The sequence below is a fragment of the Dyella sp. OK584 genome (genome assembly GCF_057787755.1).
This window is the reverse complement of the sequence record NZ_CM173542.1, coordinates 1,584,870-1,607,189: the sequence shown is the minus strand read 5'-3', so window position 1 is coordinate 1,607,189 and position 22,320 is coordinate 1,584,870. Positions and strand designations below refer to the sequence as shown.

At 63.3% G+C, this 22,320-nt stretch carries 20 protein-coding genes; 7 read left to right on the top strand and 13 right to left on the bottom strand.

Features of this window, described 5'->3' with window-relative positions:
• The first annotated feature begins 164 nt into the window (after nt 1-164).
• Together AC3CBN_RS07175 and AC3CBN_RS07170 are read left to right on the top strand one after the other, a co-directional pair.
• Nucleotides 165-611 (top strand): GatB/YqeY domain-containing protein, encoded by a 447-nt coding sequence (locus AC3CBN_RS07175; protein ID WP_488636124.1) that lies wholly within the window; start codon nt 165-167, stop codon nt 609-611.
• Between the two features lie 228 nt (nt 612-839).
• Complete coding sequence (locus AC3CBN_RS07170; RefSeq protein ID WP_488636123.1) at nt 840-971, top strand: DUF1328 family protein; 132 nt, start codon at nt 840-842, stop codon at nt 969-971.
• A gap of 6 nt (nt 972-977) precedes the next feature.
• On the opposite strand, the gene AC3CBN_RS07165 is transcribed toward AC3CBN_RS07170, so the two are convergent.
• A complete protein-coding gene (locus tag AC3CBN_RS07165) occupies nt 978-1,616 on the bottom strand; it encodes a GNAT family N-acetyltransferase (protein WP_488636122.1) in 639 nt (212 codons plus the stop codon).
• Between the two features lie 155 nt (nt 1,617-1,771).
• On the opposite strand from AC3CBN_RS07165, the gene dnaG reads away from it, so the two are divergent.
• Nucleotides 1,772-3,508: a DNA primase gene (dnaG, locus tag AC3CBN_RS07160; RefSeq protein WP_488636121.1), complete on the top strand. Its 1,737-nt coding sequence runs from the start codon at nt 1,772-1,774 to the stop codon at nt 3,506-3,508.
• 241 nt (nt 3,509-3,749) lie between these two features.
• Nucleotides 3,750-4,376: a DedA family protein gene (locus AC3CBN_RS07155; protein ID WP_488636120.1), complete on the top strand. Its 627-nt coding sequence runs from the start codon at nt 3,750-3,752 to the stop codon at nt 4,374-4,376.
• A 34-nt stretch (nt 4,377-4,410) separates the two neighbouring features.
• Here AC3CBN_RS07155 and mgtA read toward each other — a convergent pair whose 3' ends face one another.
• From mgtA to AC3CBN_RS07125, 6 genes are all read right to left on the bottom strand, one after another.
• Nucleotides 4,411-7,077, bottom strand: coding sequence for a magnesium-translocating P-type ATPase (mgtA, locus tag AC3CBN_RS07150; protein ID WP_488636119.1), 2,667 nt, complete (start codon nt 7,075-7,077; stop codon nt 4,411-4,413).
• Between the two features lie 167 nt (nt 7,078-7,244).
• Nucleotides 7,245-7,487 carry a hypothetical protein gene (locus AC3CBN_RS07145; protein ID WP_488636118.1) on the bottom strand — a complete coding sequence of 81 codons (243 nt, stop codon included), beginning with the start codon at nt 7,485-7,487 and terminating at the stop codon, nt 7,245-7,247.
• 1,271 nt (nt 7,488-8,758) lie between these two features.
• Entirely contained in the window at nt 8,759-9,667 is a 909-nt protein-coding gene (gene cyoE / locus AC3CBN_RS07140; protein ID WP_488636117.1) for a heme o synthase, read from the bottom strand.
• Nucleotides 9,668-9,669: 2 nt separating this feature from the next.
• Nucleotides 9,670-10,833 carry a COX15/CtaA family protein gene (locus tag AC3CBN_RS07135; RefSeq protein WP_488636116.1) on the bottom strand — a complete coding sequence of 388 codons (1,164 nt, stop codon included), beginning with the start codon at nt 10,831-10,833 and terminating at the stop codon, nt 9,670-9,672.
• The gene (locus tag AC3CBN_RS07130) at nt 10,833-11,402 is read right to left on the bottom strand and encodes a hypothetical protein (protein WP_488636115.1); all 570 of its coding nucleotides are present in this window, start codon (nt 11,400-11,402) and stop codon (nt 10,833-10,835) included. Before AC3CBN_RS07130 ends, AC3CBN_RS07135 begins: the two co-directional genes overlap by 1 nt.
• Nucleotides 11,399-12,139 (bottom strand): SURF1 family protein, encoded by a 741-nt coding sequence (locus AC3CBN_RS07125; RefSeq protein ID WP_488636114.1) that lies wholly within the window; start codon nt 12,137-12,139, stop codon nt 11,399-11,401. Before AC3CBN_RS07125 ends, AC3CBN_RS07130 begins: the two co-directional genes overlap by 4 nt.
• 59 nt (nt 12,140-12,198) lie before the next feature.
• Between AC3CBN_RS07125 and AC3CBN_RS07120 the strand changes: the two genes are divergently transcribed.
• On the top strand, nt 12,199-12,414 hold the full coding sequence (locus tag AC3CBN_RS07120; RefSeq protein WP_488636113.1) for a twin transmembrane helix small protein: 216 nt from the start codon (nt 12,199-12,201) through the stop codon (nt 12,412-12,414).
• A gap of 152 nt (nt 12,415-12,566) precedes the next feature.
• On the opposite strand, the gene AC3CBN_RS07115 is transcribed toward AC3CBN_RS07120, so the two are convergent.
• From AC3CBN_RS07115 to AC3CBN_RS07095, 5 genes are all read right to left on the bottom strand, one after another.
• Nucleotides 12,567-13,454 (bottom strand): cytochrome c oxidase subunit 3, encoded by an 888-nt coding sequence (locus tag AC3CBN_RS07115; RefSeq protein ID WP_488636112.1) that lies wholly within the window; start codon nt 13,452-13,454, stop codon nt 12,567-12,569.
• Between the two features lie 114 nt (nt 13,455-13,568).
• On the bottom strand, nt 13,569-13,700 hold the full coding sequence (locus AC3CBN_RS07110; protein ID WP_488636111.1) for a hypothetical protein: 132 nt from the start codon (nt 13,698-13,700) through the stop codon (nt 13,569-13,571).
• A 52-nt stretch (nt 13,701-13,752) separates the two neighbouring features.
• The gene (gene ctaD, locus AC3CBN_RS07105; protein ID WP_488636110.1) at nt 13,753-15,369 is read right to left on the bottom strand and encodes a cytochrome c oxidase subunit I; all 1,617 of its coding nucleotides are present in this window, start codon (nt 15,367-15,369) and stop codon (nt 13,753-13,755) included.
• A gap of 47 nt (nt 15,370-15,416) precedes the next feature.
• Nucleotides 15,417-16,388 carry a cytochrome c oxidase subunit II gene (gene coxB, locus AC3CBN_RS07100; protein WP_488636109.1) on the bottom strand — a complete coding sequence of 324 codons (972 nt, stop codon included), beginning with the start codon at nt 16,386-16,388 and terminating at the stop codon, nt 15,417-15,419.
• 20 nt (nt 16,389-16,408) lie between these two features.
• Nucleotides 16,409-16,894, bottom strand: coding sequence for a DUF2244 domain-containing protein (locus tag AC3CBN_RS07095; RefSeq protein WP_488636108.1), 486 nt, complete (start codon nt 16,892-16,894; stop codon nt 16,409-16,411).
• Between the two features lie 493 nt (nt 16,895-17,387).
• Here AC3CBN_RS07095 and putA point away from each other — a divergent pair, with 493 nt between their 5' ends.
• Together putA and AC3CBN_RS07085 are read left to right on the top strand one after the other, a co-directional pair.
• Nucleotides 17,388-20,576 carry a bifunctional proline dehydrogenase/L-glutamate gamma-semialdehyde dehydrogenase PutA gene (putA, locus tag AC3CBN_RS07090; protein ID WP_488636107.1) on the top strand — a complete coding sequence of 1,063 codons (3,189 nt, stop codon included), beginning with the start codon at nt 17,388-17,390 and terminating at the stop codon, nt 20,574-20,576.
• Nucleotides 20,577-20,630: 54 nt separating this feature from the next.
• Entirely contained in the window at nt 20,631-21,407 is a 777-nt protein-coding gene (locus tag AC3CBN_RS07085; RefSeq protein ID WP_488636106.1) for a TlpA family protein disulfide reductase, read from the top strand.
• 52 nt (nt 21,408-21,459) lie between these two features.
• On the opposite strand, the gene AC3CBN_RS07080 is transcribed toward AC3CBN_RS07085, so the two are convergent.
• Nucleotides 21,460-22,248 (bottom strand): acid phosphatase, encoded by a 789-nt coding sequence (locus tag AC3CBN_RS07080; RefSeq protein ID WP_488636105.1) that lies wholly within the window; start codon nt 22,246-22,248, stop codon nt 21,460-21,462.
• Between the last annotated feature and the right edge of the window lie 72 nt (nt 22,249-22,320).

The following is a 22,320-nucleotide window of genomic DNA, read 5'->3' as shown; positions in this document are numbered from 1 at the left end:
CTGTCGTCCGCCTGGTGCGGACGGCTGGTCGCCGGCACTTCGGTGCCGTGACCTGAGGCTTGTTGGCAGCTGGCGCGTTCATCCGCCGCCACCGCCTATCGCCCTTACGCTAGCCGGCGTTGCTTGGAGCAACGCCGGCTTTCTGTGTTTCCGAGGAAAACGCCATGCCCCTCAAGCAGCAGCTCACTGAAGACATGAAGACCGCCATGCGTGGCGGCGACAAGCACCGCCTGGGCGTGATCCGCCTGATGCTGGCGGCGATCAAGCAGCGCGAAGTGGACGAGCGCATCGAGCTGGACGACGTGCAGACGCTGTCCGTGCTGGAAAAGATGCTCAAGCAGCGCAAGGATTCGGCAAGCCAGTTCGTGGCCGCCAATCGCGAGGACCTGGCCGAGATCGAGCGCAGCGAAATGGTCGTGATCGAGACCTATCTGCCCGCCAAGCTCAGCGACGAGGAAATGGACAGCCTCATCACGGCCGCCATTGCCGAAACTGGCGCCGCCTCGGCCCGAGACATGGGCAAGGTGGTCGCTGCGGTGAAGGAAAAGGCCGCAGGCCGCGCCGACATGGGCGTGGTATCCGGCCGCATCAAGGCGCGCCTGGCCGGCTAATCACGCCATTTTCACGCCGCTACGCACAGCGGACGAGTGCGGCTGTCCCGCAAGGCAGCAACGGGTCTGTTGATTGGCCCGTTTTCCACGCCGCCTACAGGCCCGGCTGCACACTCTTCGCGCCCTGCCCCTACAACCTGCGCGTAGCCAGCACCAAGACTGGCCGGCGCAGACCGCGGGTAGGGACGCACGCTCAGATCGGCCATCATTCTCGCCATCGTCTCGCTGGTGACCGGCTGGCTGGGCTTCGGCACCCTGTCCGGCGTCACCGGCGCCATCGCCAAGGTGCTTTTTGCGATTTTCGTGGTGCTATTCCTGATGGCCTTGCTGGTCCTGGCAAAGCTGATCAAGGCGGTCTAGCGAAGATCAATCGATCACACGCTCCATGCGCCGATGATCGGGCACCCGTCCCCGTGCATTGGTCAGCTGCGACCGGCGCTCGCCGATCACCTTGAAGCCGGCACGCTGATACAGCGCCTCCGCGCGCGGATTGCTTGCCGCGACATCCAGAACGACCCTGCGCTTGCCTGCTTCGCGTGCCCTGCCCACCAGTTGGTCGATCAGTGCGCGGCCGACGCCGTTGCCGCGTAGCTCCGGCACCACACCGAGATGCGCGAGATATTGCATGTCGCCAGCGGGAGGCCGGATCACCGATTCCACCCGCAAGCCGCGCGCGATCACACCCAAGCCGCGCCGCAAGCCATAGTGGGCAAAAATCTGCCTGGCGGCGGCAAACGTGAATGGCCATTGGGTATCCGCCCCGTAGCCCGCACCCACTGCCACGACACGCTCATCGACGACACCCACCCAATGATTGCGCCAGCCGAATTCGCCGGCACCGTCAACGAAACATCGCTGCAGGAATGCCTGCGCGTCATCGCCGCCGCGGGTCGTGAAGACATAGTCGAAGGCCGATGGCCCTGAGCTGTAGATCAGCGGCACCGCCGCAGCGGCATCCGCCGGCGCTGCAGGGCGAAAGCGCACCTGCAAGCCCGGTCGTGCCATCCCAACAATATTTCCCATTGCCTGCCCCGAAACTTCCCCCTCGGCAGCATAGGGCAAGCCTGACGCCCTGCGCAGAGGCGCCAACGACACGCCTTGGGGGGCGCGCCGGCCAGCAACGCTCTGTCGCACGCCACAGCATCTACACTAGGTAGCTTATGCGCGGACGTATTCCCGACAGCTTCATCGACGAATTGCTTGCCCGCGTCGACATCGTCGATGTGATCGAGCGACGCGTGCCGCTGAAAAAGGCGGGCCGCGAGTGGACGGCCTGCTGCCCGTTCCATAACGAGCGCACACCATCGTTCTATGTGAGCCCCGCCAAGCAGTTCTTCCACTGCTTCGGCTGCGGTGCGCACGGCAGCGCGGTGAAGTTCCTGATGGATTACGAGCGGCTCGAATTCCCCGATGCGGTGGAGGAACTGGCGCAATCGGTAGGCCTCACCGTGCCGCGCGAAGGCGGCGACGATCGCGCTCAGCGCGAGGACAAGACCGATCTCTATTCCCTGCTCGACGCCGCCGCGCGCTGGTACGAGAACGAACTGCCCAAGAGCACCGAGGCTCAGGCCTATTGCCGCAAGCGCGGGCTGGACGAAGAAACCATCAAGCGCTTCCGCATCGGCTGGGCGCCCGCAGGCTTCGACGGCGTGATCAAGGCGTTGGGTGGCAACGATCGGCGCACGCAACTGCTCAATGAAGCGGGCATGGTGGCCAGCAACGAGCGCGGCAACCGCTACGACCGTTTCCGCGAGCGGCTGATGTTTCCCATTCTCGACCGCCGTGGCCGCGTGATTGCCTTCGGTGGCCGGGTGTTGAGTTCGGAGCAAGCGCCCAAGTACCTCAACTCGCCTGAGACACCGCTGTTCCACAAGGGCCGCGAACTGTTCGCGCTGTGGCAGGTGAAGCAGGCCAATCCGAATTTGTCGCGCATCGTGGTGGTCGAGGGCTACATGGACGTGATCGCCATGCACCAGGCCGGATTGCCCATCGCGGTGGCAACGCTGGGCACGGCGACCACTCCAGAGCACACCGAGGTGTTGTTTCGCGCCGCACCCGACGTGGTGTTCTGCTTCGACGGCGACCGCGCCGGCCGTGCGGCGGCGTGGAAGGCGCTGGAGTCGGCACTGCCGCGACTGCGCGACGGGCGCCAGGCGTACTTCCTGTTTCTGCCTGAGGGTGAGGATCCGGACACGCTCATCCGCAAAGAAGGCAAGGGCGGTTTCGAGAAGCGCATGAAAGCCGCCACGCCCCTGTCGGAATATTTCTTCGGGGAACTCTCGCACGAGGTGGACATGGCAAGTCTCGATGGGCGCGCGCGTCTCGCCGAACGATCCCGCCCGCTGATTGCCAAACTGCCTGACGGCGCGTTTCGCGACCTGATGGCACAAGAGCTGGAGAAGCGCACTGGCGCGCGTGCTGTGCTCGAAGCCGACCCGGCGGCGCGACGCACCGTGCAACGACCCACCGTGGTGCAGCGTTCGCTGGTGCGCAGTGCCATTGCCCTTCTGTTGGCACAACCCGGCGTCGCCGATCAGGTGGAACGCCCGTATGGCTTCCTGCGCCTGGACAAGCCTGGCGTGGAACTGCTGGCCGAACTGATCGACCTGGCGCGCTCACGGCCCGGCATCAACCCGGCCATGCTGGTGGAGCACTTTGCTGAACGCCCCGAATATCTCCCGCTGCAAAAACTGATGGCGGCATTGGCCGTAGGCGAGCCCGAGGCGCAGCGCGCGGAATTCTTCGATGCGCTGGCACGCATGGAGCAACAGGCCGTGATTCAACGTCGCGACTGGCTCACCGCCAAGAGCCGCGAAAGCGCACTTGATAGCGCAGAGAAAGCCGAGCTGCGCGAGCTGCTCGCGGCGCGTGCGACGCCTCCGGTGAAAGCGGGGTGAGCCTTAACTTCCGCTCCCTAAGGGGAGAGGACTGAAGTGAGGGGCGGGTGCTCGCCACACCATTCAAAAAACAGGCTTCTAACCATTCTCACCGCAAGATTGCCCCTCACCCCCAACCCTCTCTCTGCGGGGAGAGGGAGCAAAAGGCATCCGTGCGCTGCCGCAAGCGTGCTGACGCCTTCCTATGGGATCATCGACCCTTCTTGTGAGGCATGGGTAGTCCGCCCGGGCATGGATGTAGATGGAACTGCTTGAACGACTGGTGACCCTGTTCGCCGAAAACGGCTACCTCGCGGTGTTCATCGCGTTGTTGCTGTGCGGTGCGGGTGCGCCCTTGCCTGAGGACATCAGCCTGGTCGCGGGTGGCGTCATTACCGGCCTGGGCTACGGCAGCGTCCACGTGATGTTCGGTGTGGGCATGGCCGGCGTGCTTGTCGGCGATGCGGGCATGTTCCTGCTGGGTCACCACTATGGCGCGCGCATCCTGCAGTGGCGGCTGGTAGCGCGCGTGCTTACGCCCGAGCGCTACGCAAAGGTGCAGGAAAAGTTCGAGCGATACGGCAACCGGCTGATGTTCTTCGCCCGCTTCCTGCCCGGTATGCGTACGGCGGTCTACATCACCGCCGGCTCCACCCATCGCGTGTCGTTCATGCGCTTCTTTCTGCTCGATGGACTGGCGGCGCTGATCAGCGTGCCCTTCTGGGTCTACCTCGGTTACTTCGGCGCTGACAACCACGAATGGCTGGCCATGTGGATCCATCGCGGCCAGAACGGCCTATGGGTATTGGCCGGCGTGATCGTGGCGGTGGCAGTGGCGCTGTGGTGGCGCCACAAGCGCAAGCAGCGCTGCGAGAGCGCCGGCAACTGAACGTCCTCTCCCCCATGGAGAGGACGTTCATGCATTACAGCCAGCGTCCGTAGCGACGGATGTAGATCAGCTTCATCAGCTGAGTCAGCACGCAGTACGCGAATACGGTCAGTGCAACCCAGGCGAAGTACACCGCCGGCAGCGGAACCATGCCGAACTTCGCGCCCAGCCCGGTGAAGGGCAGCGCCATGCCGACGAGGATGGCAGCGATGGTCAACGCCAGCACCGGTGCCGACGCACTGCTCTGCAGGAACGGAATCTTGCGCGTCCGGATCATGTGCACGATCAGCGTTTGCGTCAGCAGGCTCTCAACGAACCAGCCCGTCTGGAAGAACGACTGATGCTCGGTCGAGTTCGCGCCGAAGACGTGCCACAACAGCCAGTACGTGGTGATGTCGAAGATCGAACTGACCGGACCGATCCACACCATGAAACGACCGATATCGCTGGCGTCCCACTTGCGCGGCTTGCGCAGGTATTCGTCATCCATGCGGTCGAACGGAATCGACAACTGCGAGGTGTGATAAAGCAGGTCAAGCACCAGCAGCTGCAGCGGCAACATCGGCAGGAACGGCAGGAAGGCACTCGCCACAAGCACCGAGAACATGTTTCCGAAGTTGGAGCTGGCCGTCATCTTGATGTACTTGATGATGTTGCCAAAGGTCACGCGACCTTCAAGCACACCCTCTTCCAGCACCATCAGGTTCTTTTCGAGCAGGATGATGTCGGCCGACTCCTTGGCGATATCGGTGGCGGTATCCACCGAAATGCCCACGTCCGCCTCGCGTAGCGCCGGCGCATCGTTGATGCCATCGCCGAGGAAACCCACGGTGTGGCCCTGACGCTGCAGTGACTTCACCACACGCGCCTTCTGCAACGGCGACATCTTGGCGAACACGGTGGTGCGCTTGACCAGTTCGTCGAGCTCCGCATCATCCAGCGGCTCGATGTGCTTGCCCTGCGCGGAATTCTCCACGTTCAGACCCACCTCGCGGCAGATCTTGCGCGTCACCGCCTCGTTGTCGCCGGTGATCACCTTCACCTCGACGCCATGGTGATGGAGCGCGGCGATCGCCGTTCCGGCGGTGTCTTTCGGCGGATCGAGGAAGGCCAGGCAACCGATAGCGACAAGGTCGTTCTCGTCAGCCACGCCATAGGCGCGGCCCACCGGCGACTGCCGCTTGATCGCGACCACCAGCACGCGCAGACCGTCCTCGTTGAGATGACGCGTCATCGCCTTGATGCTGGCGCGCTGCTCATCGTCCATCGGCAGGATCTCGTCACCTGACTTGGCGTATGCGCAGATCGACAACATCTCCTCGACCGCGCCCTTGCACACCAGCAGCTCGTTGCCGTCGCCGTTCCTCACCACCACGGACATGCGGCGACGCTGGAAGTCGAACGGAATCTCGTCGACGATCAGGTAATGCGCGGCGGTCGGCTCGAGGTCGCGATGTGCCAGCACCGCCTTGTCCATCAGGTTCTTCAGGCCGGTCTGAAAGCGGCTGTTGATGTAGCCGTATTCCAGCGCCTCATCGGACTCCTCGCCGTAAAGATCCAGATGCCGTTCCAGCACGATCTTGTCCAGCGTCAGCGTGCCGGTCTTGTCGGTGCACAGCACGTCCATCGCGCCGAAGTTCTGGATCGCGTTGAGGCGCTTGACCACCACCTTGCGCTTGGACATCGCGATGGCGCCCTTGGCCAGATTCGCGGTCACGATCAGCGGCAGCATCTCCGGGGTGAGGCCCACCGCCACCGACAGCGCAAACAGGAACGCCTGCAGCCAGTCGTGCTTGTCCAGCCCGTTGATGAGGAAAACGATCGGCACCATCACCGCCATGAAGCGGATCAGCAGCCAGCTCACACTCTTCACACCGCGGTCGAAGCTGGTCTGCACGCGTTGACCGACCACGGAACGCGCCAGGGAACCCAGGTAGCTGCGCGAGCCGGTGGTCACGATCACCGCGGTGGCGGTACCGCTCACCACGTTGGTGCCCATGTAGCAAACCGTGGCCAGGTCCAGCGGATTCTCGATGGCGCTCTGCTCCATTTCCTCGAAGGCAGCGTCATGTTGCGGCGCTGACTTCTCCACCGGCAGTGATTCGCCGGTAAGGATGGCCTGGCTGATGAACAAGTCCTTCGCGCTGACCAGACGCAGGTCGGCGGGCACCATGTCGCCGGCAGCCAGATGCACGATGTCGCCGGCGACCAGCTCGGCCACCGGCACTTCGATGCGCTCGCTATGACCGTCCGAGGCGCGGCGCGTCACCGTGGCAGTGTTGCGCACCATCGCCTTGAGTTTCTCGGCGGCCTTGGACGAACGAAATTCCTGCGTAAAGCTGAGGAACACACTGATCGACACCATCGCTGAAATGATGGTCGGGCCGGTCAGGTTCGTGGGATCGGTAGCCAGCTGCACGCCGGCCAGCACCAGCAACACCACAATGAAAGGATTCTTGAACGCATGCAGCAGCTGCAGCGACCAATGCGGTGGCTTCTCATGCGACACCTCGTTCAGACCATCGCGATCCAGCCGCTCGGCGATCTGGTCTTCGTTGAGGCCAGCCGCGCTGGTATCCAGAGCGGCAAACAGGGCTTCGTTGGGGCGGAATGCTTCCTGCGCGACAGCAACGCGGAGAGGCGTCGCTGCGCCCTTGCCGGCCGCCTTGCCGGTGACGGTCTGGGTGGAGTGATTCAACATGACTCGCTTCCGTGAAATCGGTGACATCTGGGCCGGACCAGCGAGTCGGCGGGGTTCATCCCGCGCGTGACGCCAAAACCAGCACTATGGACTTCGTTGCAATCGGTGCCACGGGACTGGCGGAGGCCAGCCCTTGCGCGGCAGCTCATGGCGCAACGAGGCTTTCATCAGTGACTGGATACCAGCTGCAGATGACGATGAGCTTGCGGAGCGGTGTGTTCATGCCAACGGGCGACCGGATGACCACCCGAGGCGTCGTTGTTCCAGTGCATGTCGAGCACTGCCGGTCCCTGCGTCTCATTGAGCGGCGCAGGCACGGTGATCTTCCAGGAATGGCGTGAATCGGTACGACGATCCGACAGCGGGCGAGCTGCGGTGCGCAGACGGAAAAAATCGCGAAGGAGCTTCATGGGCCCATCTCCTCGTAACGGCGCTGACAGCGCCATCAGAGGTGGGCCGGACTTCCCTAGTCTAGGAAAGCACCAGCCGACCGCAGGCGGTCGCCGCAGCAGTTCAGCTTGTGATGCAATGCCGGCACCCGATGCTCGCGGATGTCGACGTTGCGACTAGGGTAAACGTCCATATGCCTTGGTTTGGTAGGACAGAGGCCACGTAAGGCGCGGTGCGCCTGATGGCGCGCGAATTGTCTTGCTGCGGTGCGCAAGTGTCAACCCTGTGACGGTGATTGAGGTGTCGAAAGTTGCTGCGATTTCGTGAATTGGCCTGGGTTGTTTACTGGTTGTATTGGTGAATGTGGGGTGGTGTTTTGCTATTGCTTGGACGCAATCGCTAGCTTGCCGCCTACGCGGCGAGCGTTTCGATCACCTGCCGGCGACCGAGTCACTTTTCTTTTGCTGGCCCAAAAGAAAAGTAACCCAAAGAAAATGGCCTTAAGGGCTTTTAGCGAAATGATGGATACGAGCGCTGGAGGCTTCTGCCAGCCGGATGCGTTGCGTGCGACCTCAGAGGTGGCCGCTACACCGCGAGGCGCCGTGTCGGCGAGGGGGTGCAGCAAACTGCGACATACCCGCTTTGTGGCGCGAAGCAGGCGAATAGCGAACAGCTCTGCCTAGGTGATGCGGCTACACCGCGGGGCGTCAATGTATTGAGGACTTAAAGCAGCGCGACGCTCCGCGCTTGGCTCCCTCTCCCCAGAGGGGAGAGGGTTGGGGTGAGGGGTCAATCTTGCGACACGGTGGTTTGATGCGAACGCCCACCGCCCATCCCATAGACGTTTCAGTCAACAGACATCCCCCACGCCTTAAGCCCTCAATACCCCGCCGCCCCGCGGTGTAGCCGCACGCTGTAGGCAGCGCACAACCAAGCCGCCTGCAGGAACCCCAAAGGCTCGTAGGTCACGCACCGCTGCGCCACGGCGCCTCGCGGTGTAGCGGCCACCCCTGAGGTAACACGTAAAGCATCCGGCTAGCGGAAGCCTGCAGTGCTTGTATCCACCATCTCGCTAAGAGCCCGTCAGGCCATTTTCTTTGGGTTACTTTTCTTTTGGGCCAGCAAAAGAAAAGTGACTCGGCTGCAGGCAGGCAGTCGAAACGCCCGCTGCGTAAGCGGCAAGCTGGCGATATCGCTCGGTTGTAGCGCTATCGCAAGCACCCGCCCCTCATCCCAACCTTCTCCCCAGAGGGGAGAAGGAGCAAAAGCAGACCTCGCAATGGCACCCAACTCAAGCTGAGCGTTCAAACACCACACCCTGATGCTGCACCATCGGCTCCATCACCCAATGATCCACCAGCAAAAATGCAAACAACGCCATCAGATACACGATGGAATAGTTGAACACCTTCATCGCGAAGAACTCATCCGGCGGATTGAGCAGCCGCACGGCGTAATAGAGAAAACCCAGCCCCAGCACCACTGCGCCACCGAGATAGACCAGCCCGCTGTAACCAGTGAGCGCCGGCAACAACGTCACCAGCACCAGCAGGATCGTGTAGAACAGCACGTGCCAGCGCGTGAACACTACGCCGTGCGTCACCGGCAGCATCGGCACCTGGGCACGCGAGTAGTCATCGCGGCGAAAGATCGCCAACGCCCAGAAATGCGGCGGCGTCCAGACGAAAATGATCAGGCACAGCTGCAAGGCGAACGGATGGAGGTGACCGGTCACCGCTGTCCACCCCAACACCGGCGGAATCGCACCGGCCAGGCCGCCGATCACGATGTTCTGCGGCGTGGCGCGCTTGAGGTAGGCGGTGTAGATCACCGCATAGCCGATCAACCCACCGAGCGTGAGAAGCGCAGTAAGCGGGTTCACCAGCAGCACCAGGATCAGCATCGACACGACGCCAAGCGCCAACGCGAAGGTCAGCACCTGATGCGGCTTGAGATGGCCGGTCGCCAACGGACGATGTGCAGTGCGCACCATCACCTTGTCGATGCGCTGGTCAATCAGGTGATTGAACGCGGCAGCCGAGCCTGAGGCCATCCAGATGCCCAGCGTCCCAAATACCAGTGCGCGCCAGGGCGGAATGCCTGGCACGGCCAGGAACATGCCGATGACGGCGCAGAACACCAGCAGCGCGACGACGCGCGGTTTGGTCAGTTCCATGTATTCGTGGAAACGGCTGCTCATCATCAATGCCCAAGGGAGAGAAACATGGCGTCGTCTTGACGCTTCTGCGTGCGCGCCAGCGTCGCCAGCAGGGTGAACAACAACAGCGCCGCTACGCCATTGTGCAGCGTGGCCACCGGCAGCGGGAGACCAAAATGCACGTTGCTGATGCCCAGCAGCACCTGGACCACCAGTACCACGGCAATCGCCAGACCTTGCACGCGCAGGCCACGGCGCGATACGCGGTGCGACAGCCAGGCGAGGTAACAGAACACCACCAGCGCACCGATGCGGTGAGCAATCTGGATGGCGCTGCGCGCGGCCATGTCGAGCACGCCGCCTTCATAGTTCACGCCGATACCACGCCACAACACGAAGCCTTCACGAAAATCGGTGGGCGGCATCCACTGCCCCAGGCACTTGGGAAAATCGGTACCGCACGCCAGCGCCGCATAGTTGGAAGACGTCCAGCCGCCCAAAGCAATTTGCGCCAGCAGCAGCACGATGCCGAGTACCACTAGCTTGCGCAAACCGGCATAGCTGTCATCTCGAGCGCTGACGCCGGCGAAACGCAGCGCCGCATAGGCCAGCAGGGCGAAGGTGGCGATGCCGCCCATCAAATGGCCCATCACCACGATGGGCTTCAGCAGCAAGGTGACCGTCCACATGCCGAGCATGGCCTGGAATACCACCACGGCCAGCGCCAGCACACTGATTCGCCACGCGCCCGGACGCTTGAGCCCGATCGACGCAATCAACGGCAGGCCAATGGCAAGGATCGACAGCACAAGCGACCAGTGATGCTCGCCCTTGATGTAGAGACTGACGCCTACCGACGCGAAGATGGCACCCGCAATCACCGCATAACGCGCCCATGGGCGCCGCCAGCTGGCGATCAGTGCGAGTGCGAACACCAGCGTGCCAAGCGTACCGGCAAGGAAGCGGTGCACCTGTTCGCGCCATGCCTTGTTCGTCTCGTACGGACGATCAGGGAAGGCCTGGTTCGCCTGCGCTATCTCGTGTTGCTGCTCGGGCCAGCTGGCCTTGCCATAGCAGGTCGGCCAGTCCGGGCAGGACAGACCCGCGTTGGACAAGCGGACGAAGGCACCGAACATCACCACGCCGAATGCGAACACCGCAGCCAGCAACGCAAGGCCGCGCAGAACTTTGACCGAGCGGGCTGTCATCAGCGAATCACCTTCTGCAAATCCTTGCGCAGGCCCGAGGGATCGAAGCCGGCAGGATAAAGCGACAGCGCCGTGCCATCGGATTCAACCAGCAACGCGCTCACGCTATCGGGCGTCGAAGGGCGAAACGCCGCGAGCGCGCCGTTGCTGTCCTGACCAAGCTGCCAGTAATCCGTCATGCCGGTGGCTGCTGCATTCACCGGCGTTGTACCCACATAAAGCAGGCGCAGGCGCGGCGCATTGCGATTGAGCGTGATGCGCGCGGCCGCCATCTTGGTGAGCGTGTCCAGGCATTGCGTCGCGCAGTCGGGGCCGGCTAGCGCAACCAGGGTGAGCTGCGGGTCCGCCGCACGCCACGCCCATGTTTTTCCATCGGCCAACGTCACCTGCAGTTGCTCGCTGGCGAAGTTGCGCTGCGGCTCCACAGGCAGGCCATTTGCCTTGCCGCTGGGCTGCCAGCCGGCAAACGTCAGCACGCCTGCAGCAATGATCGGGGCGGCGAACACCAGCATGATCAGCAACAGTTTCAGGCGGCTCGCGCGGAGCGCGGCGGGTTGAGGCTTGTTCATGAGTTGTCCGACGGTTTCGATGGGCGGCGACGATGCAGCACGAGCAGGATCACCACAGCCGCCACGGCGAAGGTGAACCACTGGAAGGCGTAAGCGCGATGCCGTGCGGGTGGCATCGCGGTGAAATCGATCGTGTGTTCGCGCACATAAATCGCGGCAGGGTCCGCGTCCAGTGCCAGCACCTGCGGATAAAGCGCCTGGCCGAGATCAGCCGACACCTGCCCCAGGTCGAGATAGACCGTGGTCTTGGGCCAGTGCGCTTGCTGGGTCAGCGCATTACCGCCCATCTCGAATCCCACGCCCGGCGGTGGCAAGTACAGGCCCTGCAAGGCCTGCTCGCCCTGCGGCAAGGGCGGCAGTTGCGGCGCGTGGTCCGTGCCGTTACCCGGGAGGAAGCCAAGGTCGACCAGCAATAGCCGATCGCCGCCATGTGGACGGAAAGGCGCATAGACTTCCGCACCGCCACGCTGGTCGTGCTTGGGGTTGTCGAGCAGGTACAAGCGATCGGCGAGGTATTCGCCCTGCACGTGCACACGCGCGAAAGCATTCGCGGGTGGCGCCATGGCAATGGCCGCAAAGTCCCGCGGAGCCTCGGTTTCCGCTGCGGCATACCGTCGCAGAATTTCATCCTTCTCGTCCGCACGATGCAGCTGCCACACGCCCAAGCGTATGAACAGCAAGGCGCCGCCCACAGTGAGCAGCAGCGCGAACCAGGATGGCCGGCGCAACCACTTCACGCGGAGGCACCGCGCACGGCCGCTATACTGCGGATGTCTATAACGTTCGGACCAATCACGTGGAAACCATCTACAAATATGCGCTGGTGATCCTGCTGCTGGTGGTGCTGTTCAATCTCGGTCAGGCTTTGTTTTTCATGATGACTGACAAGGACGGCAGCAAGCGCACGGTATGGGCGTTGACCCGCCGCATCGGGCTTTCGGTGCTGCTCATCCTGATGGTGATATTCGGCATCTGGATGGGCTGGCTGCACCCGCACGGCGTGGGCCAGTAATTGTAACGTCACGATGCCGCTGGCGCTTCGCTGCGACATCCGGTTCGATTCGAAGACCCGCCATATGGCGGGTCTTCGTTTTTTAAGAGCCCCACACATCCAAACAAAAAGCCCGCCGAAAGGCGGGCTTTTTGCTGCGGCGCAGGAGCGCCTCAGAGAATGTAGACGAACATGAACAGGCCCAGCCACACCACGTCGACGAAGTGCCAGTACCAGGCCACGGCTTCGAACGCGAAGTGATGATCCTTGGAGAAGTGGCCCTTGGCTACACGCAGCCAGATGATCGCCAGCATGATCGTGCCCAGCGTCACGTGCATGCCGTGGAAGCCAGTGAGCATGAAGAAGGTCGAACCGTAGACGCCGCTCTGCAGGGTCAGGTTGAGCTCCTTGTACGCCTCGATGTACTCGTGCGCCTGGAAGTACAGGAACGTTGCGCCCAGCAGCACGGTCAGGCCCAGGAACAGCAGAATCCTGCCGCGATGACCAACCTTCAGCGCATGGTGCGCAATGGTCACGGTGACGCTGGAGCTAAGCAGGATCAGCGTGTTCAGCAGCGGTAGGCCCCACGGCAGCACCGTCTGGAAATTGCCACCGATGCGAGCTGGACCGCCACCACCACTGGCGCCCCACGTGGCCGCGTAGTCGTTCCACAGGAACTGGTGGGTCAGTACGCCGTGACCTTCGCCGCCAAGCCACGGCACCGCGAACATGCGTGCGTAGAACAGCGCGCCGAAGAACGCAGCGAAGAACATCACCTCGGAGAAGATGAACCACATCATTCCCATGCGGAACGAGCGGTCCACCTGGCTGTTGTAGCTGCCGGCGAGCGATTCGCGGATCACCGAGCGGAACCAGCCGAAGAACATCAGCAGAATGCCGATGAAGCCGACCATCACCACCGTCTTGCCGAAGCTCGCCTCACCCGGAGGGGCATTGAGCCAGTGCGCGGCACCGAACACGGTGACGAACATGACGACGGCGGCCACGATGGGCCAATAACTCTTGGCCGGTACGAAATAAGCGTCTTGCTGATGACCCATGGTGAGACCCCGTGGATTTCTCTTGTTTACTTCCGCCCCCGCCGTACCGCGCGGGGAACTGCAACCCGGAACGCCTCACCGGCGCCACGGAGGAATACTGCCTGCGGACGTGCGTCAGGAGTACTTCAGCCCCTGCAGGAGTGAGAGCAGGAAGATCGCCAGGGCGATGGCGCCAAACACCGTGACAGTGCGTCGCACACCTTTCCGCCGGGCTTCCTCGATCACACTCTTGGACGACTGATTCATCTGACTCACCTTCCGCCCGCTCCGGCTCTACACCGGAGCGGTCATGCTTGCATCAATCTTCGACGTGACCGTGAGCCAACTCGTCGTCGTGGATCACCGGCGGTACTTCGAAGGTGTGGTGCGGTGCCGGCGACGGCACGGTCCACTCCAGACCCTTGGCACCTTCCCACACGCGGTCCGGAGCCTTCTTCTTCGAGAACCACACGGCATGGATGATCACGCCGAGGAAAATCAGCTGCGAGGCACCGAACAGGAAGCCGCCGATCGAGCTGATCATGTTGAAGTTGGCAAACGCGACGTTGTAGTCCGGGATACGGCGCGGCATGCCGGCCAGGCCCAGGAAGTGCTGCGGGAAGAACAGCACGTTCACCCAGATCACGCTGTTCCAGAAATGCATCTTGCCCCAGAACTCGCTGTACATACGGCCGGTCCACTTCGGCAGCCAGTAGTACGCACCGGCGATGATCGCGAAGATCGCACCGGTCACCAGCACGTAGTGGAAGTGCGCCACCACAAAGTACGAGTCGTGATACTGGAAGTCGGCCGGAGCCAGCGCCAGCATCAGGCCGGAGAAGCCACCGATGGTGAACAGGATCACGAAGGCGATCGCAAACAGCATCGGGGTCTCGAAGGTCATCGAGCCGCCCCACATGGTGCTGACCCAGTTGAACACCTTCACGCCCGTTGGCACTGCGATCAGCATCGTGGCGTACATGAAGAAGATCTCGCCACCCAACGGCAGACCCACCGCGAACATGTGGTGCGCCCACACGATGAACGACAGGAACGCGATCGACGCGATGGCGAACACCATCGCCTTGTAGCCAAAGATCGGCTTGCGCGCGAAGGTCGGAATGATCTCGGACACCAGGCCAAAGGCCGGCAGGATCATGATGTAGACCTCGGGGTGACCGAAGAACCAGAAGATGTGCTGGAACAGGATCGGGTCACCGCCACCGGCGGCATTGAAGAAGCTGGTGCCGAAGTACTTGTCGGTCAGCAGCATGGTCACGGCGCCAGCCAGCACCGGCATCACGGCGATCAGCAGGAACGCAGTGATCAGCCAGCTCCACACGAACACCGGCATCTTCAGCAGATCCATGCCCGGCGCGCGCATGTTGAGGATGGTGGCGATGATGTTGATCGCGCCCATGATGGAGCTGATGCCCATCAGGTGGACCGCGAACACCACATAGGCTACAGAGTCACCCTGCAGCGACAGCGGCGGATACATGGTCCAACCACCGGCCGGGCCGCCGCCTGGCAGGAACAGCGTGGACAGCAGCAGCGCGAACGCAAACGGCAGGATCCAGAACGACAGGTTGTTCATGCGCGGCAACGCCATGTCCGGCGCACCGATCATCAGCGGGATCATCCAGTTGCCCAGGCCCACGAAGGCCGGCATCACCGCGCCGAAGATCATGACCAGCGCATGCATCGTGGTCATTTCGTTGAAGAAGTACGGCTGTACCAGCTGCATGCCGGGCTTGAACAGCTCGGCGCGGATCACCATGGCGAAACTGCCGCCGATGAAGAACATCAGCAGGGAGAACACCAGGTACAGCGTGCCGATGTCTTTGTGGTTGGTGGACATGCACCAGCGCACAAAGAAGTTTGACGGCGCGCCGTGATGATCATCGTGGTGATCGTGGGTGGCTGCGTGGGCCATGCCTTGCACCTCTACCTAAATGCGGAAACTGTGGACAGGCTGAGTGATCAGCCCTGGTGGCCCTGCGAAACAGGTGCGTCGGGTGCAGCCTGCGCGGTGACAGGTGCGGCGGCGGTCGAAGCGGCGGCTGGAGCGGGAGCTGCAGGCGTCGGCTGCTTGGCCTCCGCTTGCTGCTGTGCAAGCCACTGTTCAAACTCGGCCTTCGGCAGCGCCTTGATCACGATCGGCATGAAGCCATGATCCTGGCCGCACAGCTCGGCGCACTGGCCGCGGTACACACCCGGTTCGGTAATGTTGGTCCAGGCTGCGTTGACGATGCCCGGTATGGCATCCATCTTCCAGCCCAGCGCCGGCACCCACCACGAATGAATCACGTCACCCGCGGTAATCACGAAGCGGATCTTGGTGCCCACCGGTACGACCAGCGGCTTGTCCACATTGATCAGGTAGGTGTTGTAACCGTCGACCTTCACCGCATTCGGATCAAGGCCCGATTGCAACTGACGGGTTTCGTCGCTCTCGCGGTCGAGCTTGGACACGAAGCCGACCTTTTCGATCGCCTGGCCCTTGTAGTCGACGTAGTCGTAACGCCACTTCCACTGGTAACCGGTGACCTTGACGGTCATCTCCGAACCGGTGGTGTCGGCAAAGGTGCGCAGGCCGCCGGTGGCGAGGTACGCCAGCACGATCAGGATGATCACCGGAATGGTGGTCCAGATGATCTCGAGCGTGGTGTTGTGCGACCACTTCTCCGCCACCGCGCCGCGCGATTTGCGGAAGCGGAACATGGCGATGAACATCGCGCCGAACACCAGGATGCCGATGACGACGCAGACACCAAGGGCGACGTTATTGAGGAAGTACGGCTCCGAGGACCACTCGGACGCACCGCGCGTCATGTTCAGCTGTCCTGGCTGCGGATTGGCAAAAGCCACGCCGCCGAACATTGCGAGAGCGATGAGTGCGAATGCCGCCACTGCTCGCTTGATACCGCCAGGCCTGATGCCGCCAGATGTCATGTCTTGCACCTTTGTTGAACCTACTTGCGTCGCTGTTGGTTGAGATCCGCCAGCAACACCATGAGTTTCCTTGACAGCTCGGCACGTTCCTCCTCGGCGAGGAATGCCCCGATTTCCAGCTCCCGACCGTGCGACGTCAGCAACAGACGACCCCTGTCCCTTCCCGGTTGCAGTAGCACGCGCACCCAATACGTCTGAAAGCGCGCACTACGCCGACCTGGCAGGGATTGCACCTCCAGCGACGATTCGTCGAGGGTGATGCGCTCGCTGCGGTCGCCGGCCCGCCAGGCTACGCCCAAAGCGAAAGCCACAGCGGAGGACTCGACCAGAGCGAACAGCGGAGCGAAGACATTCCCCTGCCACGCCCCTAGCACAGCCGTCGTCAGTGCCAGCGCCGCCAGTACTCCGATCAATCGACGCAAGTCGCGGTGGCTGAGAGCACGATTGGGCTTGAGCCACAACGTCGCGCACGGCAAGCCGGCAGCAGCTGGTCGAAGCACGATCATGAGAACTCGGCGTGCCTGGAACCCCGGCATGATAGGCCGCGACGGTGTCACTGGGCAAGAATGACGCAGTCACTTGATTTGAAGCGGGCATGAACCATTCGATTTGTGCTGCGTCTCGCGCACAGGCCATGCGTTGAGTCCGGTTTGCGCGGTGAACCAAGGGTCTTCGCGGCGAAGCCAGCACACGCAACGTGAGACGACCATAGGGGTGCGACGGTTTGCCGCGGGTCGCGCTACACGACACTTGCGCTCAAAGCGAAACACCACTGCAACGTTGCCGACGGAGCAGCCGCATCGCCACCGAGCTGTCACGCGATGACTACTCGCGCCGGGCAGCCGACCCCGGCCCCTCGCACACACCCGCTTTCGCCCACATCTATAGGCGGCGAACCCGCCTCCCTGCCGCACCGCAGCACCCCATACGGATGCGTGCGCCCTACCCCCCGCGTACAATCCCGCGATTCCCCGTCTCGTAATTCTTTCGGCTAACTCAGTGACCCAGCCCATTCTCAGCCCCGAACTCCCCACCGGTGTCGAGCCGGCCCGCGCGCGCATCACTGCCGCCTGGCTGCGCGACGAGACCGAAGCGGTCAATGATCTGCTGGCCCAGGCCACCTTGCCGCCGGTGGAACGCGAAAAGGTGATCGACCTGGCCGCCGACCTGGTGTCCCGTGTGCGCCTGCGCGCCAAGGACCAGAGCGCCGTCGAATCCTTCATGCGCCAGTACGACCTGTCCTCCGAGGAAGGCGTGCTGCTGATGTGCGTGGCCGAAGCGCTGCTGCGCATCCCCGACAAGGGCACCGCCGACAAGCTGATCCGCGACAAGCTCGGCGATGCGAACTGGAAGAAGCACCTCGGCCAGAGCGAGTCGTTGTTCGTCAACGTGTCCACCTGGGGCCTGATGCTCACCGGCAAGCTGGTGACGCTGTCGGAGGAAACCCGCCACGACTTCACCGGTGCGCTGCGTCGTCTGGTGGGTCGCGCGGGCGAGCCGGCGATTCGACTGGCCGTGCGCCAGGCCATGCGGATCATGGGCCACCAGTTCGTGATGGGTCGCACCATCGGTGAAGCGCTGGATCGTTGCGCGCAGAAGGAATATGCGGTGTATCGCTATTCCTACGACATGCTCGGCGAATCGGCGCTCACCAGCGAAACCGCCGAGCGCTATCAGCAGGATTACCGCAACGCGATCGCCGCCATCGGTTCGCGCGGCCCGTTCGCCAACCACACCGATGCGCCGTCGATCTCGGTGAAGCTCTCGGCGCTGCATCCGCGCTATGAAGTGGCCAAGCGCGAGATTGCTCGCCGCGACCTCACCGCCAAGCTGCTCGAGCTTTCGCAGCTGGCGATGAAAAACGGCATTGCGTTGTCCGTCGACGCGGAAGAGGCCGACCGCCTCGAACTATCGCTGGACATCATCGGCGACGTGTTCGCGCATCCCTCGCTGCAGGGCTGGAATGGCCTCGGCATCGTGGTGCAGGCATATTCGAAGCGCACGCCGTTCGTGATCGACTGGCTGATCGAAACCGCGCGCGCTGCCAACCGTCGCTGGTATGTGCGCCTGGTGAAGGGCGCCTACTGGGATGCCGAGGTCAAGCGCGCGCAGGAAAACGGCCTGGCCGGTTATCCCGTGTATACGCGCAAGCCCAATACCGATGTGTCGTACCTCGCCTGCGCACACAAGCTGTTTGATGCGGGCATCGAGCTGATCTATCCGCAGTTCGCCACGCACAACGGGCACACCATCGCGGCCGTACATCACATCGCGCACGGTCGCCCGTACGAGTACCAGCGCCTGCACGGCATGGGCACGGACCTCTACGCCGAAGTGATCGGCAAGCAGAACCTCAACGTGCCCTGCCGCGTGTACGCGCCGGTCGGTACGCATGAAGACCTGCTGCCCTATCTGGTGCGCCGCCTGCTTGAGAATGGCGCCAACACCAGCTTCGTCAACCGCGTGGTCGACGAGACGCTGCCGGTGCGCGAACTGGTCGCCGATCCGTGCGAGACCGTGCGCGCCTTTGCCTCTATCCCCCACCCGCGCATTCCGCTGCCGGTGAATCTTTACGGTGACAATTCTGCGCTTGCGCAGAATTCAAACTATGCAAGCAGGAAGAATTCCATGGGCGTCAACTTCTCTAACGACAACGAATTGAAGACCCTCGCCGAGGCCATCCAGAACAAGTCCGGTCCGTGGACCGCCGAGCCGCTGGTGCCCGGTGCCAAGAGCGCAGGTGCCACCGTGTCGGTGACCAACCCGGCCGACCGTCGTCAGGTCGTCGGCAGCTACGTCACCGCCGACAGCGCCAGCGTCGACAAGGCGCTGGCCAACGCGGTCGCCGCGCAGCACAACTGGGATCGCCTGCCGGCCGCCAGCCGCGCCGCCATCCTCGAACACGCTGCCGAGCAGTTGGAAGCGCGTCGCGGCGAGTTCATCGCGCTGTGCGTGCGCGAAGCGGGCAAGAGCCTGCCCGACGCGATCGCCGAAATCCGCGAAGCCGCCGACTTCCTGCGCTACTACGCCACCATGGCGCGTCGCCTGTTCGGTCATCCGGAGCAGTTGCCTGGCCCCACCGGCGAGAGCAACCAGCTGTTCTTGAACGGCCGCGGCGTGTTCGTGTGCATCAGCCCGTGGAACTTCCCGCTGGCGATTTTCCTGGGCCAGGTCAGCGCTGCGCTCGCCGCCGGTAACGCGGTTATCGCCAAGCCGGCCGAGCAGACCAGCCTGATCGGCTATGCCGCAGTGAAGCTGCTGCACGAAGCCGGCGTGCCGGCTGACGTGCTGCAATACCTGCCGGGCGACGGCGCCACCGTCGGCGCTGCACTCACGCGCGATCCGCGTGTCGCTGGCGTGGCCTTCACCGGCTCCACCGAAACCGCCTGGGCGATCAACCGCGCACTGGCTGCACGCAACGCGCCGATCGCCGCATTGATCGCCGAGACCGGTGGCCAGAACGCGATGATCGCCGACTCCTCGGCGCTGCCCGAGCAGATCGTCAAGGATGTGATCGCCTCTGCCTTCCAGTCCGCCGGCCAGCGTTGCTCGGCCGCACGCGTGCTGTTCGTGCAGGAAGACATCGCCGACAAGGTGAGCGATATGCTCGCCGGTGCGATGGCCGAGCTGAAGGTCGGTGATCCGGGCCAGCTCAGCACCGACGTGGGCCCGGTGATCGACGAGGACGCCAAGAAGATTCTGGTCGATCACGCCGCGCGCATGGACAAGGAAGCGAAAAAGATCGGCGAAGTGAAGCTCGACCCTGCCCTTACCGGCAACGGCACCTTCTTTGCACCGCGTGCGTACGAGATTCCCTCGCTATCCACGCTCACCCGCGAAGTGTTCGGCCCGGTGCTGCACGTGATCCGCTGGAAGGGTGACGAGCTCAACAAGGTGGTCGACGAGATCAACGCCACCGGTTACGGCCTGACGCTGGGCATCCACAGCCGCATCAATGACACCGTGGACTACATCCAGAGCCACGCGCGCGTCGGCAACTGCTACGTCAACCGCAACCAGATCGGTGCAGTGGTCGGCGTGCAGCCGTTCGGCGGCGAAGGCCTCTCCGGCACCGGCCCGAAGGCCGGCGGCCCGCATTACCTGCTGCGTTTTGCCGGCGAGCGCACGCTCACCATCAACACCACCGCCGCCGGCGGCAACGCCTCGCTGCTGACCATCGGCGAGTAATCGCACCACGGGCCGACGCGCGAGCGTCGGCCCCTTCGATGGTCGGGAGATTTCATGCGGCATCCTCAGCTGCTTGCATTCATGCTGGCCATCGCGCTCACCGCGCCACTGCATGCGATGCCATCAGACGATAGCGAGCAACGCTTCGTCGCCACATTGCAGCTGGGTTCCACACCCGACGTACGCTACCTCGACGCGGCCGGCAAGCCGCTGGACTACGCGAACTTCGCGCAGCAAATCGGCGAAGGCCGCAACTACAGCATCACGAGCGATCGGCAGGCCGGCATGGCCGTACTGCGCCTTCGCCCACCACGCTCGATGGCTGGCCAGCCTGGTCGATTCGCTTTCGGTCGCGGCGATGCGTTTCCGCCGTTCGAATTGCCATCGCTACAGGGTGGCACGCAGCGTCTGGGCGACTTCCGGGGCCGCTACACCCTGGTCAGCTTCTTCTTCGCCGAATGCGCGCCATGCATCGCCGAGGTGCCAACGCTCAATGCCTTTGCACGCGACCACGCCGACATGAACGTGGTGGCCATCACTTATGAGAGTGAGGGCACCGCGCGCCAGTTCGTGAAGGAGCGCGACTTGGCGCCGCCCGTGTTGTATGACGCCCAGGCGTTGGCCGACACGCTTGGCGTGGGCGTCTATCCCACCCTGATGCTGATCGATCCATCGGGCCACGTCGCCGGTGCCGCCGTCGGCATGTCGATGCACGACGACGACGCCAAACGATTGGCCGATCTCTCCGGCTGGATCGAACAGTGGAAGCGCCAGGACGCGCGCTCTTCTGCGGGAGCGCCGCCGGTGCGCGACAAGCCTCCGGAACAGTAATGACCAGCCTTTGCGGTCGCGCCCCGAGTGAGGCCCTGCAGCGGCGGCGTTGTCAGTAGGGCGTCGGTTCGATCAATGCCCGTTCGGCGCTGCATTGCGGCCCCGCATTCGACGCTGCGGTTTTCCGGTATTCCCTCAACTCCGAACGCGCGGCTGCCAGCTCTGCCTGGAATGCATCGGTCGCGTGCAAGGTCGCCACGACCGCCGCGCCGTTCATGGTGCCCGCTTCGGTCGCGCTGAGATTGTGCACGCCACACACGACGCGACTGTCACCGAAGGCACGCGCGCGCAGCAGCAGTTCACTGGCGCGATCCGGCGCCAGTTCGGTGAGCACCAGCCCAACTGCCCAGCCACGCGTGGCGTGGCCTGACGGGTAGTCGAAGCTGTTGGCGAGCTGCGCGGTGGACTGGCAAGTGGCTCCCGCATCGATCAGGAACGGACGCTGGCGCTGATTGGCCTGCTTGGCGGGACGCGTGGAAGCGTCGGCGGCGTTGCTGGTCTGGTCCACCAGCGCCGACAGTCGCGGCAGGCGCGTGGTGTCCAGCGATACGCCCATGGCGCAACTGAAGTCGGCCATCAGTTTTGGGGTGGCGTAGTCCACGTCCTGCTGCGCCAGAGTCCAGCGCGCGGTGCCTTCCAGCTTGCGGGTGACTCGGAAAATCTGCCGGTCGGCGTCGTAGCGTGGCGTTCCCGCCTTGGGCGCCGCCGGTAGCAGCACCGCGGTCTGCAAGGCAGGGACCGGCGTTGCCTCAGGAGGCGTCCGCACAGGCGCGCAACCGGCGGCAGCGATCATCGCCATCAGCCATCCGGCGAGAGCCGCCGATACCAGAATCTTGTTCATCAGCGTTCTTCCCCGGTTGGGTCCGCGCGGACCGTGGTGCGTTGCATGAGGCAGCTGGCTGGCCGCCATGAT